The 12,888-nt window shown below is 69.7% G+C and carries 9 protein-coding genes; 7 read left to right on the top strand and 2 right to left on the bottom strand.

Annotation, left to right across the window (positions count from 1 at the left end; all coding sequences use genetic code 11):
- The first annotated feature begins 108 nt into the window (after window positions 1-108).
- The 5 genes from ACFVT5_RS20505 to ACFVT5_RS20485 all read left to right on the top strand — a co-directional run bounded on the left by ACFVT5_RS20505 (window position 109) and on the right by ACFVT5_RS20485 (window position 7,098).
- A complete protein-coding gene (locus tag ACFVT5_RS20505) occupies window positions 109-1,068 on the top strand; it encodes a carbohydrate ABC transporter permease (protein ID WP_389889535.1) in 960 nt (319 codons plus the stop codon).
- Between the two features lie 27 nt (window positions 1,069-1,095).
- Window positions 1,096-1,971, top strand: coding sequence for a carbohydrate ABC transporter permease (locus tag ACFVT5_RS20500; RefSeq protein ID WP_389890699.1), 876 nt, complete (start codon window positions 1,096-1,098; stop codon window positions 1,969-1,971).
- Between the two features lie 123 nt (window positions 1,972-2,094).
- Window positions 2,095-3,690, top strand: coding sequence for an alpha-amylase family glycosyl hydrolase (locus ACFVT5_RS20495; protein WP_389889532.1), 1,596 nt, complete (start codon window positions 2,095-2,097; stop codon window positions 3,688-3,690).
- 89 nt (window positions 3,691-3,779) lie between these two features.
- Window positions 3,780-5,948 (top strand): discoidin domain-containing protein, encoded by a 2,169-nt coding sequence (locus tag ACFVT5_RS20490; protein WP_389889529.1) that lies wholly within the window; start codon window positions 3,780-3,782, stop codon window positions 5,946-5,948.
- A gap of 178 nt (window positions 5,949-6,126) precedes the next feature.
- A complete protein-coding gene (locus tag ACFVT5_RS20485; protein WP_389889527.1) occupies window positions 6,127-7,098 on the top strand; it encodes a DUF4331 family protein in 972 nt (323 codons plus the stop codon).
- 112 nt (window positions 7,099-7,210) lie between these two features.
- Here ACFVT5_RS20485 and ACFVT5_RS20480 read toward each other — a convergent pair whose 3' ends face one another.
- Window positions 7,211-9,268 (bottom strand): phosphocholine-specific phospholipase C, encoded by a 2,058-nt coding sequence (locus ACFVT5_RS20480; protein WP_389889524.1) that lies wholly within the window; start codon window positions 9,266-9,268, stop codon window positions 7,211-7,213.
- Window positions 9,269-9,494: 226 nt separating this feature from the next.
- Here ACFVT5_RS20480 and ACFVT5_RS20475 point away from each other — a divergent pair, with 226 nt between their 5' ends.
- Window positions 9,495-9,875, top strand: coding sequence for a winged helix-turn-helix transcriptional regulator (locus tag ACFVT5_RS20475; protein ID WP_389889521.1), 381 nt, complete (start codon window positions 9,495-9,497; stop codon window positions 9,873-9,875).
- A gap of 104 nt (window positions 9,876-9,979) precedes the next feature.
- On the top strand, window positions 9,980-12,592 hold the full coding sequence (valS, locus tag ACFVT5_RS20470; RefSeq protein ID WP_389889518.1) for a valine--tRNA ligase: 2,613 nt from the start codon (window positions 9,980-9,982) through the stop codon (window positions 12,590-12,592).
- Window positions 12,593-12,670: 78 nt separating this feature from the next.
- On the opposite strand, the gene ACFVT5_RS20465 is transcribed toward valS, so the two are convergent.
- Window positions 12,671-12,859, bottom strand: coding sequence for a CsbD family protein (locus ACFVT5_RS20465; RefSeq protein WP_389889515.1), 189 nt, complete (start codon window positions 12,857-12,859; stop codon window positions 12,671-12,673).
- Window positions 12,860-12,888 lie beyond the last annotated feature (29 nt).

Below are 12,888 nucleotides of genomic sequence, written 5' to 3'. Positions count from 1 at the left end.
AGGCGCGCGGGGCCGGGCCCACACCCGTCCGGCCCCCGCCCGCCGGGCACGCTCCCGGGCGGCACGGTCCGCGCAGCACGGTCGGCACCAAGGTTTTGAGGAGAGACCATGTCGGTCCCCACCCTGTCCACGAGCAAGGCGGCCCCGCCGCGCCCCGGCCGGCCCGCCGGCCCCTCGCCCCGCGCGGGCCGCGAGGAGTTCCTGCGGGCCCTGCGGCGCAATGTGTCCGCGCACGGCTTCCTGATCGGCGCCGTGCTCTGCTTCTCCTTCTTCTCCTGGTACCCGATGGTCAGGGAGTTCTTCCTGGCCTTCCAGAAGACGAAGGACGGCAAGACCACCTGGGCCGGCTGGTCGAACCTCAGCTATGTCGTCAACGACCCCGCCTTCTGGCAGGCATGGCGCAACACGCTGCTGTTCACCGGTCTCGCGCTGCTCCTCGGCTTCGCCCTGCCGTTCCTCGTGGCGGTGCTGCTCAATGAATTCCGGCACGGTCAGGGCTACTTGAGGATGCTGGTCTACCTCCCGGTGATGCTCCCACCGGTGGCGTCCGTCCTGCTCTTCAAGTACTTCTACGACCCGGGCTACGGTCTCTTCAACCGCGTCCTCGACATCTTCGGGCTTCCCGCACAACAGTGGCTCCAGTCCACCGACACGGCGATGCTCTCGGTGGTGATCGCGGCGACCTGGATGAACATGGGCGGCGCCACCCTGATCTACCTCGCATCCCTCCAGGGCATCCCCGGCGAGCTGTACGAGGCGGCCGAACTGGACGGCGCCGGACTGTGGCGCAAGATCTGGCATGTGACGATCCCTCAGACCCGGCTCATCCTCTCGCTGATGTTCCTGATGCAGATCATCGCGACGATGCAAGTCTTCACGGAGCCGTTCCTGCTGACCAACGGCGCGGGCCCCGAGGGCTCCACGACGACGGTCGTCTACCTCATTTACCAGTACGCCTTCAACTTCAACAACTACGGCGGCGCGGCGGCCCTCGGTCTGGTGCTGCTCGTCCTGCTCGCGGGCTTCTCCGCGGTGTACGTGCGTCTCAGCCGGGCGCAGGAAGACTGACGGGGGATCACGATGGCAACCGACACGATGCGCCCCAGGACCCTGATCTCGCCGGCCCAACTCGGCCGCACCCGGGGCAAGGTCATCTACTGGACCGTCTTCGGCCTGGTGATGCTCGTCTTCACGCTGGTCTTCCTCGGACCGCTGTACTGGATGGTCAGCGGCGGTCTGAAGACCACGCAGGAGTTCGTCCAGTCACCGCCGACCCTGGTCCCGGGCAGCGTGCACCCCGACAACTACCAGGACGCCTGGCGGGTCATGGACCTCGCCAAACTCCTCGGGAACACCCTGTACTACGCGTTCGGCGCGCTCGCCTTCCAGCTGGTGTTCGATGTCGCCGCCGCGTACTCCCTGTCCAAGCTGCGGCCCCTCTTCGGCAATGTGATCCTCGGCATGATGCTGGCCACGCTGATGATCCCGGCGACGGTCCTGGTCGTACCGCAGTACCTCACCGTCCTGGACGTGCCGATCTTCGAGCGGAATCTGCTCAACTCGCCCTGGGTGATCTGGCTGCCGTCCGTGACCAACGCCTTCAACATCTTCCTGCTCAAACGCTTCTTCGACTCCATCCCGCAGGAACTCCTCGACGCGGCCTCCATCGACGGGGCGTCCCCGGTGCGGACCCTGCGGTCCGTGGTGATGCCGATCTCCCGGCCGATCCTCGGCGTCGTGTCGATCTTCGCGGTGGTCGGCGTCTGGAAGGACTTCCTCTGGCCGATGCTGACGCTGCCCGACCCGAGCAAACAGACCCTCAACGTCGGCATCTACTCGCTCGCCAGCGGCGTCCCCGAGAACCAGTTGATCGCCGCGCTCACCATCGCCTCCATCCCCACCCTGCTCCTCTTCCTGCTGTTCCAGCGCAACATCATGAGCGGCCTGACCGCCGGAGGACTGAAGGGCTGACCGCCCTCTTACCGATGGGCCGACCGCCCTGCCTCACCCCAGCGCTCCGCCACCGGCCCCCTTGCACGCGCCCCGCTGTCCGGGGCCGGCGGCGGAGTCCCACCTGCCCGAAAGGACGTTCACGTGGCAGCCCCCAACCCCGACACATGGTGGCGCTCAGCCGCCATCTACCAGGTGTATGTACGCAGCTTCGCGGACGGTGACGGAAACGGCACCGGCGATCTCGCGGGCGTCCGCGCCCGGCTGCCGTACCTCGCCGAACTCGGCGTGGACGCGCTGTGGTTCAACCCCTGGTACGTGTCACCCATGGCGGACGGCGGCTACGACGTCGCCGACTACCGGGCCATCGACCCCGCCTTCGGCACCCTCGCCGAGGCGGAGAAGCTGATCTCCGAGGCCCGAGAACTCGGCATCCGTACGATCGTCGACATCGTCCCCAACCATGTGTCCGACCAGCACGCCTGGTTCCGCGCCGCACTCGCCGCGGGCCCCGGCAGCCCGGAGCGCGAGCTGTTCCACTTCCGTCCAGGGCGTGGCGAGAACGGCGAACTGCCGCCCAACAACTGGCCCTCGCAGTTCGCCGGGGACACCTGGACCCGGGTCCCGGACGGCGAGTGGTACCTGCATCTGTTCACGCCGCAGCAGCCAGACCTCAACTGGGCGCACCCGGCGGTCCGCCAGGAGCACGAGGACCTGCTGCGCTTCTGGTTCGAGCGGGGCGCCGCGGGCGTACGGATCGACTCGGCGGCGCTGGTCGCCAAGGACCCCGGCCTGCCCGACGCGGACGAGAACGACACCACGCCGTACGTCGACCGGGACGAACTGCACGACGTGTACCGGGCCTGGCGGGCCGTCGCCGACGAGTACGACGGGATCCTGATCGGTGAGCTGTGGGTGCCGGACCCGGACCGCTTCGCGCGCTATCTGCGCCCCGACGAACTGCACACGGCCTTCAACTTCGACTTCCTCGCCCGCTGTTGGGACGCCGCCGAGCTGCGTGCCTCCATCGACACCACGCTCGCCTACCACGCTCCGGTCGGGGCGCCGGCGACCTGGGTGCTGTGCAACCACGACGTGACCCGGACGGTGACCCGCTACGGACGCGCCGAGGACACCGGCTTCGACTTCGCCAAGAAGCGGTTCGGTACGCCGACGGACCTGGACCTCGGCACCCGAAGGGCCCGCGCGGCGGCGCTTCTTTCCCTCGGGCTGCCGGGTGCGGTCTACGTCTACCAGGGTGAGGAACTCGGGCTGCCCGAGGCGGAGATTCCGCTCGACCGCATCGAGGACCCGATGCACTTCCGCTCCGGCGGCGTCGACCCGGGCCGGGACGGCTGCCGGGTCCCGCTGCCCTGGGCCGCCGACGCGCCGTACGCGGGCTTCGGGGCGCAGACCGAACCGTGGCTGCCGCAGCCTCCGGGCTGGGCGGCGTACGCCGCGGACCGGCAGGCCGCGGACCCGGACTCGATGCTGTCGCTGTACCGGGCGGCGCTCGCCATCCGCCGTACCGAACCCGGCTTCGGCGACGGGCCGCTGACCTGGCTGCCCGCCGAGCCCGGGGTCCTCGCCTTTACCCGGACCGACGGTCTGATCTGCGTCGTCAACTTCGCCGACGCGCCCGCCGGGCTGCCCGGCCACACCAGCGTCCTGCTGACCAGCGGCCCCCTGGACGAGGAGGGTCGGCTGCCCCGGGACACGGCGGCCTGGCTGCGGGCCTGATCCCCGGCCCGGCCGCCGCTTTGCACCTGTTCTCACCACCCCCATCCCCCCACGGAAAGGGAACAGCCATGCAGCACCATGTCAGGCATATGCCATCACGAGGAGCCGTATGGACGGCCGCCGGCGCGGCCGTCGTGCTCGCCGCCGGCATGCTCTACGCGACCGTCCCCACCGCCCACGCGGCGGTGGCGGCGGCGGGCGCGACCCTGCCGTTCACCTCGGTCGAGGCCGAGTCCGCGACGACGACCGGCACGAAGATCGGCCCCGACTACACCCAGGGCACCGTCGCCTCTGAGGCGTCCGGACGCCAGGCGGTACGCCTGAACGCGGGCCAGCGCGTCGAGTTCACGGTGCCCCGCGCGGCCAACGCGGTGACCGTCTCGTACAACGTCCCGGACGGCCAGTCCGGGCAGCTCGCGGTGTACGTCAACGGACAGCGGATCAGCGCGACGCTGCCGGTCACCTCCAAGTACTCGTACGTCGACACGCCCTGGATCGTCGGCTCCAAGACGCACCACCTCTTCGACAACGCGCGTCTGCTGCTCGGGCAGAACGTCCAGGCGGGCGACAAGGTCGCCTTCGAGGCGCAGTCCCAAGTGACCGTCGACGTCGCCGACTTCGAGCAGGCCGCTGGGCCCGCCACCAAGCCCGCGGGCGCGGTGTCGGTCACCGACAAGGGCGCCGACGCCAGCGGTCAGGGCGACTCGACGCAGGCGTTCCGCGACGCCATCGCGGCGGCCAAGGGCGGTGTGGTCTGGATCCCGCAGGGCACCTTCCGGCTCACGTCGTCGCTCAGCGGTGTCGAGAACGTCACTCTTCAGGGAGCGGGCCACTGGTACTCGGTGGTGCGCTCGTCCCGCTTCATCGACCAGTCGGGCTCGGCGGGCAACACCCACATCAAGGACTTCGCGGTGATCGGCGAGGTCACCGAGCGCGTCGACTCCAACCCGGACAACTTCGTCAACGGCACCCTCGGCCCGAACTCCTCCGTCTCCGGCATGTGGGTGCAGCACGTCAAGGTCGGCCTGTGGCTCATGGGCAACAACGACAACCTTGTCGTGGAGAACAACCGCATCCTCGACACCACCGCCGACGGACTCAACCTCAACGGCAACGCGCGCGGCGTACGCGTCCGCAACAACTTCCTGCGCAACCAGGGCGACGACGCGCTCGCCATGTGGTCCCTGTACTCGGCCGACACCGACAGCAGCTTCGAGAACAACACCATCTCGCAGCCCAACCTCGCCAACGGCATCGCGATCTACGGCGGCCGGGACATCGGCGTCAAGAACAACCTGATCTCCGACACCAACGCGCTCGGCAGCGGTATCGCCATCTCCAACCAGAAGTTCGCCGACCCGTTCTCACCCCTGGCCGGCACCATCACGGTCTCCGGGAACACCCTCATCCGCACCGGCGCGCTCAACCCCAACTGGAACCATCCGATGGGCGCGATCCGCGTCGACTCCTACGACAGCGCCATCGAGGCCCAGGTCAACATCACCGACACCACGATCACCGACAGCCCGTACAGCGCCTTCGAGTTCGTCTCCGGCGGCGGCCGGGGTCTGGCCGCGAAGAACACCACCGTCGACCGCGCCACCGTCAACAAGGTGGGTACCGTCGTCGTCCAGGCCGAGGCGCAGGGCGCCGCCAAGTTCAGCAATGTGCAGGCCATCGGGGTCGGCGCCGCCGGTGTCTACAACTGCCCCTACCCGACCGGTTCCGGCTCCTTCGTCCTCACCGACGGCGGCGGCAACTCCGGCTGGAGCAGCACCTGGTCGGACTGCAACTCCTGGCCGCAGCCCGGCGCGGGCAACCCCGACCCGGATCCGGGCAGCAACCTCGCACAGGGCCGCACGGCGACGGCGACCGGCTCGGTGGACGTCTACACCCCGGGCAAAGCGGTGGACGGCAACGCGTCCTCGTACTGGGAGTCCACGAACAACGCCTTCCCCCAGTCCCTGACGGTCGACCTCGGCTCCGCGAAGGCGGTCCGCCGCCTGGTCCTGAAACTGCCGCCCGCCACGGCGTGGCAGGCCCGCACCCAGACCCTGTCCGTACTCGGCAGCACGGACGGCTCATCCTTCAGCACCCTCGTGGCGTCGAAGGACTACCGCTTCGATCCCGCCACCGGCAACACGGTGACCATCCCGGTACCCGCCGGGACGAACCCGCGCCATCTCCGTGTACAGATCACCGCGAACACGGGGTGGCCGGCGGCCCAACTGAGCGAACTGGAGGCGTACCTGTCCTGACCCGGACGGGTGAGGGCGGGCGCGCGACCGATGTAGAAACCGGCGACGCGCCCGCCCGAAGCCATCCCTCGCCCCCTGCGTGCGCCAGGAGCACAGTTCCTGAGCGTCCGGGTGACCCGGCGCGGTGTGCGGCACCGCCTCCCTGTCCGGTCCCGGGCTCCGATGCAGCCTTGCCGCTATGTCTCATCACCTCAGTGGCCCGGACCTGCGCTCGCCGATGGGCGACGCCCGGCTGGACATGACCGACCTGTTCGCGTTCACGGTGCCCGAGGACCGCACCGTACTGATCCTGAACGCGCACCCGGCCGTCCCCAAGGAGGGCGCCGCCTTCCACCCCGACGCGGTCTACCGCATCAACGTCGACACCGACGGAGACCACCAGGCGGACGTGGCGTTCAGCTTCGTGTTCTCGCCGCCGCGGGACGGTCGCCAGACCGTCAGTGTGTACCGGGCGACCGGCCCGGAGGCCCGCGAACACCGGGCGGGCGGCGAGAAGATCATCAGCGAGGAACCGGTCGCTTTCGGCGCCGAGCCCCAGGTGGTCGAATCCGGTCCGTATCTGTTCGCCGCCGGACTCCGCAGCGACCCCTTCTTCGCCGACCTGGAGGGAATCGCCCAGCAGTTCCAGTGGACCGGCAAGGACTGGGGCGTCGACAAGAACGTCTTCAGCCTGGCGCTGGAGATGCCCGGTGCGGAGCTGGGCCCGGACCCCGTCATCGGTGTGTGGGGCCGGGTGAGCCTGTACGAGGACGGTCGGCTGAAGTCGGTCGACCGGGGCGCCCACCCCTCACTGACCGCCTACTTCAACCCCGAGAACAGCGCCAAGACCGCGTACTACGAAGGCGAACCCGCGCACGACCGGGACGCCTACCTCAAGCCGTGGACCGAGGTGCTCCAGCACACCGGTGGCTACGACCCCGAGGCCGCCGAGAAGGCACTGCGTACGGTCCTGCCCGACATCCTGCGGTTCGACCGCTCGAAGCCGGCGGCCTATCCCAACGGACGCAAGCCCACCGACGACGTCACCTCTGCCCGTCTGCGCATGGTCTCCGGAGGCAAGATCACCAGCGACGAGATCGGCCCCCACACCGATCTGCTGCCCGGATTCCCCTACCTGGGCACGCCCCACCCCGAACCGGCGAGTCTCTGACGAACGGAACGGAACGGGGTGGCCAGGGCGAACGCGCCCTGGCCACCCCGTTTTTCGCGGGTGACGCGCCCGGCCGGTCCGCCGGTTCGGACCGCCCGGTCAGTCCGTGCGGTCAGTCCGTGCGCAGTGCGGGGTCGCTCACCCCCGGACGGCCCGTTTCCACGTGGCCCGCGAAGCGGCGCAGATACGTGGTGTCGTGGTCCGAGACGGCGGTCAGGTCGTACCAGCGCCTGCTTCGCGCCAGGTCCACGGTGTGCGTGACCGTGGCGCCGGCCGCGACCTTGAGGGTGGTCGGGCGGCCACCGTACGCGTTGGACAAGGTGAGACGGGCCGTCTTCGTGCCCGTGTTGGTCAGGGTCAGGCGCAGGTTGCCGGTGCGGGAGTCATGGCGGGCCGTTATCTCCGGACCTGCCGACTTGCCGGGGCCCTGGAAGGTACGCAGGAAGCCGTTCGGGCCGTGCGCCGTCAGGTCGTAACTGCCCTGGGAATAGGCAGAGTTCCAGGCGTCGGTCAGGGTGCTGCCCGATGCGGTGGAGTAGGTCCAGGGGCCGTCCGTGCGGTTGCCGGACGTGATCAGGAAGGCCGCGCCCGCCTTGTCGCCGCCGGTGAGTGTGAGCGCGTACTTGCCGGTGGCGGGGTCGAGCGCGCCGTCGACGTGGGGCGCGTACGGCAGGGGGCGGGTGGGGCGGGTGCCGCGTTCCTGCTTCGGGAGGCTGGGGTTCGCCGGCGGCTTCAGGAGGTAGCTGGGGTGGCGGTCGTTGTCCGGCGGCAGATACGCGTCGGTGTCGGGCAGCCGGGCCGGGCGGTGATCCGTAAGGGCGAAGTCGAACGCCGAGGTCAGGTCACCGCACAGGGCGCGGCGCCACGGCGAGATATTCGGCTCGTGGACGCCGAAGCGGGCCTCCATGAAGCGGAGCAGCGAGGTGTGGTCGAAGGTCTCGGAGCAGACGTAACCGCCCTTGCTCCAAGGGGAAAGGACGAGCATCGGGACGCGCGGGCCGAGTCCGTAGGTGCCCGCGCCGTAGCCCTTGCCACCGGCGTACAGGTCGGCCTTGACGTCGACGGTCGACAGGCCCTGGTTCGCGGAGGAGGGCGGGAAGGGCGGGACGATGTGGTCGAAGAAGCCGTCGTTCTCGTCGTAGGTGATGAAGAACGCGGTCTTGCTCCACACCTCGGGGTTCGACGTGAGCGCGTCGAGGATCTGCGAGATGTACCAAGCACCGTAGTTCGAGGGCCAGTTGGAGTGTTCGGTGAAGGCTTCGGGGGCGGCGATCCAGGAGATCTGCGGCAGCCGGTCGGCCTTCACGTCGGCGCGCAGCAGGTCGAAGAAGCCGTCGCCGTTCTTGGCGTCGGTGCCGGTACGGGCCTTGTCGTGGAGCGGGTCGCCGGGTGCGGCGTCGCGGTACTGGTTGAAGTAGAGCAGCGAGTTGTCGCCGTAGTTGCCCCGGTAGGCGTCGTTGATCCAGCCCCAGTGGCCGGCCGCGTTCAGGCCGTCGCCGATGTCCTGGTAGATCTTCCAGGAGACGCCCGCCCGCTCCAGGCGCTCGGGGTACGTGGTCCAGCCGTAGCCCGCTTCCTCGTTGCCGAGTACGGGGCCGCCGCCGGTGCCGTCGTTGCCGGTGTGGCCCGTCCACATGTAGTAGCGGTTCGGGTCGGTGGCACCGATGAAGGAGCAGTGGTAGGCGTCGCAGACGGTGAACGCGTCGGCGAGCGCGTAGTGGAAGGGGATGTCCTTGCGGGTCAGATGGGCCATGGTCCCGGCCGACTTCGCGGGGATCCACTTGTCGTACCGGCCCTGGTTGATGGCCTGGTGGCCGTCGGGCCAGGAGTGCGCCAGACCCTGGAGGAACTCCATGCCCAGGTCGTCGGACTCGGGCCGGTACGGGAGGATTTCCTTGGTGCCGTCGGACTGGTGCCAGACCGATTTTCCGCTGGGCAACGTCACGGGGCGCGGGTCACCGAAGCCGCGTACGCCGTTGAGCGCGCCGAAGTAGTGGTCGAAGGAACGGTTCTCCTGCATCAGGACGACGATGTGCTCGACGTCGCGCAGGGTGCCGGTGCGGCGCCGTGCCGGGATGGCGGTGGCGCGGTCGATGCTCTGCGAGAGTGCGGTGAAGGCAGCGGTGCCGCCAGTGAGCTGAAGGAAACGGCGCCGGTTGAGTTCTGACATACGCGGGCGACCTCTTGTCCGGACAGGTGGCGGATGAAACACGAGTGCAGCGAGTGTTCCAAGCGCACCGAACCTCCGGGAAGGGTCATATGTCGCCAAGCTGAAGTCCGGTGGTACAGGAGGGTCTGAGGCGAAGTGGGCGACCGCTCTCTTGTGGTTACTCAGGAACCGTAGGAGAGTGAGCCCCGACCTGGAAGAACGCACTTCTCTGTGACTGAGGAACCTCATGGTGACCAAGAAGTACACGGGCTCGCCCGAGGACGCCGACCTGCGGCGCGCCGATTCCCTGGCGCGGGAGATCTTCTCCGACGTCGCCAACAAGTGGGCGTTCCTGATCATCGAGGCCCTCGGCGAGCGCACCCTCCGCTTCAGCGAGCTGCGGGACGACGTCGAGGGCGTCAGCCACAAGATGCTCACCCAGAACCTGCGCATGCTGGAGCGCTACGGCCTGCTCGACCGGAAGGTGCACCCCACCGTCCCGCCGCGAGTCGAGTACACCCTCACCGAGCCCGGCCAGGCCCTGCGCGCCACGGTCGACGGCATGTGCGGCTGGACCCACCGCTACCTCGGCCACATCGAGGCATCCCGCAGCCGCTTCGACGCCTGAGCCCCGTACCGACGAACCCAGATCGCCCGCACCCGCACCGCCCGCACCCGCACCGCCGGAAAAGCACGTGATCACCCCCGCCCCCGCCGCTAGCATCGGCAGGCATGAACCCCACCCATCGCCCCGCGGGCGTCCCCGGCAATCCGGCCCTTGACGGGCTTGAGGAGAAGTGGTCGACGCGATGGGACGAGCGGGGCGTATTCGCGTTCGACCGTGAGCGGGCCCGTACCCGGGACGACGTCTTCTCCATCGACACCCCGCCGCTCACCGCCAGCGGCTCCCTGCACATCGGGCACGTCTTCTCGTACACGCACACCGACACCGTCGCCCGCTTCCAGCGCATGCGCGGCAAGGAAGTCTTCTACCCGATCGGCTGGGACGACAACGGTCTGCCCACCGAGCGCCGCGTCCAGAATCACTACGGCGTCCGCTGCGACCCCTCCCTTCCGTACGAGCCCGACTTCACCCCGCCCGAGAAGCCGGGCAAGCGGCAGATCCCCGTCTCGCGCCGCACCTTCGTCGAGCTGTGCGAGCGGCTGACCGCCGAGGACGAGGCCGAGTACGCGCGGGTCTGGCGGCGGCTCGGCCTGTCCGTCGACTGGACACGCCCGTACCGCACGATCGCCGCGGACACCCGGGCCACCTCGCAGCGCGCCTTCCTGCGTGACCTCGCGCGCGACGATGCGTACAAGGCGGAGGCGCCCACCCTCTGGGACGTCACCTACCGCACCGCGGTCGCCCAGGCCGAACTGGAGGACCGGGACCGTCCCGGCGCCTACCACCGGCTCGCGTTCCACCGACCCGGCGGCGACCCGGTCCTGGTCGACACGACCCGGCCCGAACTGCTGCCCGCCTGCGTCGCGTTGGTCGCCCACCCGGACGACGAGCGGTACGCCGACCTCGTCGGGAGCACCGTCCGCAGCCCCCTCTTCGACGTCGAAGTCCCCGTCCTCGCTCACCACTTGGCGACCCCGGACAAGGGCACCGGCATCGCCATGGTCTGCACCTTCGGTGACACGACCGACGTCGTCTGGTGGCGCGAACTGCGGCTCGCCACCCGCCCGGTGATCGGCTGGGACGGTCGCTTCGTCCCAGAGCCACCGCCCGGCGTCAGCACGGACGCGGCCCGTACGGCCTACGCCCGGCTCGCCGGGGCGACCGCCCACACCGCGCGCGAGCACATCGTCGACATGCTCCGCGCGAGCGGCGACCTGCTCGGCGACCCGCGACCGGTCGTCCACGCCGTCAAGTTCTACGAGAAGGGCGACCGTCCGCTCGAAATCGTCACCACCCGGCAGTGGTACCTCCGCAACGGCGGCCGTGACGCCGAACTCCGGGACCGACTCATCGCCCGGGGACGGGAGTTGACCTGGCATCCGCCGCACATGCGGATCCGGTACGAGAACTGGGTCACCGGACTCAACGGGGACTGGCTCGTCAGCAGACAGCGGTTCTTCGGGGTTCCGATCCCCGTCTGGTACCCGCTCGACGCGGACGGCCGGCCCGACCACGAACACCCCCTGCTCCCCGACGAGTCGGCGCTGCCCGTCGACCCCAGCAGCGACACACCGCCGGGGTACGAGGAGGAACAGCGCGGCGCGCCCGGCGGGTTCGCGGGCGACCCCGACGTCATGGACACCTGGGCCACCTCGTCCCTCACCCCGCAGATCGCGGGCGGCCTGCTCAGGGACCCGGAGCTGTTCGAGCGGGTCTTCCCGATGGATCTCCGTCCGCAGGCCCACGAGATCATCCGTACCTGGCTGTTCTCGACGGTCGTCCGCTCGCATGCCGCGCACGGCACCCTGCCCTGGCGGCACACGGCCATCTCGGGCTGGATCCTCGACCCCGACCGCAAGAAGATGTCCAAGTCCGCCGGGAACGTCGTCACCCCGGCCGACCTGCTGGTCCGGTACGGGTCCGACGCGGCCCGTTACTGGGCGGCGAGCGCCCGGCTCGGCACCGACACCGCCTTCGACGTCGGCCAGTTGAAGATCGGCCGCCGTCTCGCGACGAAGATCCTCAACGTCGGCCGGTTCGTCCTCGGCCTCGGCGAACCCGGCCCCGGTGCTGCCGTCACCGCGCCCCTGGACCGGTCCCTGCTCGCCGCGCTCACCACCGTCGTCCACGAAGCCACCGCCGCCTTCGAGGACTTCGACCACGCACGTGCCCTCGAACGCACCGAGCAGTTCTTCTGGCGGTTCTGCGACGACTACGTCGAACTGGTCAAGGCGCGGGCGTACGGGGACGCTGGCGAGTCCGGTCCGGGCGGTACGGGGGTGGGGGGTTCGGAGGCGGCGGGCCGGGATTCCGCCCTGCTCGCGCTGCGTACCGCGCTCGACACCCTGCTCCGGCTGTTCGCGCCGTTCCTGCCCTTCGTCACCGAGGAGGTCTGGTCGTGGTGGTCGGACGGTTCCGTCCACCGGGCCCCTTGGCCGGGCGACAAGGGTGCCGGTGACGATGGACCGGATGCCGATGAGTCGGACGCCGGGCTGCTCGCCACCGCGTCCGAGGTGATCGCCGCCGTCCGCAAGGCCAAGTCGGAGGCGCATCTGTCGATGCGCGCCGAGGCCGCGTACGCGATCGTCTCCGGTCCGCGACCCGCCCTCGACCGCTTCCACCGCATCGCGGCGGACGTCCGCGCGGCCGGCCGTATCGGCACGGTCAGCGAGGAGGAGTCGGAGGGTGAGCTGAGGGTCCGGGTGGAACTGGGGCCGTAGGCGGCGTGGCCCCGTCAGCGTCGTGGCGCCCGCCCTCGTACGGAACGAGAGCGGGCGCCACGTGCGAGGCGTGCCGGGTCACTTGTCGTCGGGCTTGAGGGAGTCGCGTACGCCCTTGGCCTTCTCGCGACCGCTCTGGGCGGCGTCGCGTGCCCTGCCCTTGGCCTTGTCCGTCTTGCCCTCGGCTTCCATGCGGTCGTCGCCGGTCGCCTTGCCCGTCATTTCCTTGGCCTTGCCCTTTGCCTTGTCCATGGCACCGTCGCCCATGATCACTCCTTGGTTCGCGTTTGATCCGG

Source organism: Streptomyces sp. NPDC058001, assembly GCF_042886315.1.
Taxonomy (GTDB): Bacteria; Actinomycetota; Actinomycetes; order Streptomycetales; family Streptomycetaceae; genus Streptomyces.
Note: the sequence above shows the minus strand (reverse complement) of the source record. Positions and strands in the feature narration are given on the sequence as shown.

Coding starts and splice junctions, on each gene's coding strand:
- ACFVT5_RS20505 (WP_389889535.1), top strand. CDS start 109: ATGTCGGTCCCCACCCTGTCCACGAGCAAGGCGGCCCCGCCGCGCCCC.
- ACFVT5_RS20480 (WP_389889524.1), bottom strand. CDS start 9,268: ATGTCAGAACTCAACCGGCGCCGTTTCCTTCAGCTCACTGGCGGCACC.
- ACFVT5_RS20465 (WP_389889515.1), bottom strand. CDS start 12,859: ATGGGCGACGGTGCCATGGACAAGGCAAAGGGCAAGGCCAAGGAAATG.
- ACFVT5_RS20490 (WP_389889529.1), top strand. CDS start 3,780: ATGCCATCACGAGGAGCCGTATGGACGGCCGCCGGCGCGGCCGTCGTG.
- ACFVT5_RS20500 (WP_389890699.1), top strand. CDS start 1,096: ATGCGCCCCAGGACCCTGATCTCGCCGGCCCAACTCGGCCGCACCCGG.
- ACFVT5_RS20485 (WP_389889527.1), top strand. CDS start 6,127: ATGTCTCATCACCTCAGTGGCCCGGACCTGCGCTCGCCGATGGGCGAC.
- ACFVT5_RS20475 (WP_389889521.1), top strand. CDS start 9,495: ATGGTGACCAAGAAGTACACGGGCTCGCCCGAGGACGCCGACCTGCGG.
- valS (WP_389889518.1), top strand. CDS start 9,980: ATGAACCCCACCCATCGCCCCGCGGGCGTCCCCGGCAATCCGGCCCTT.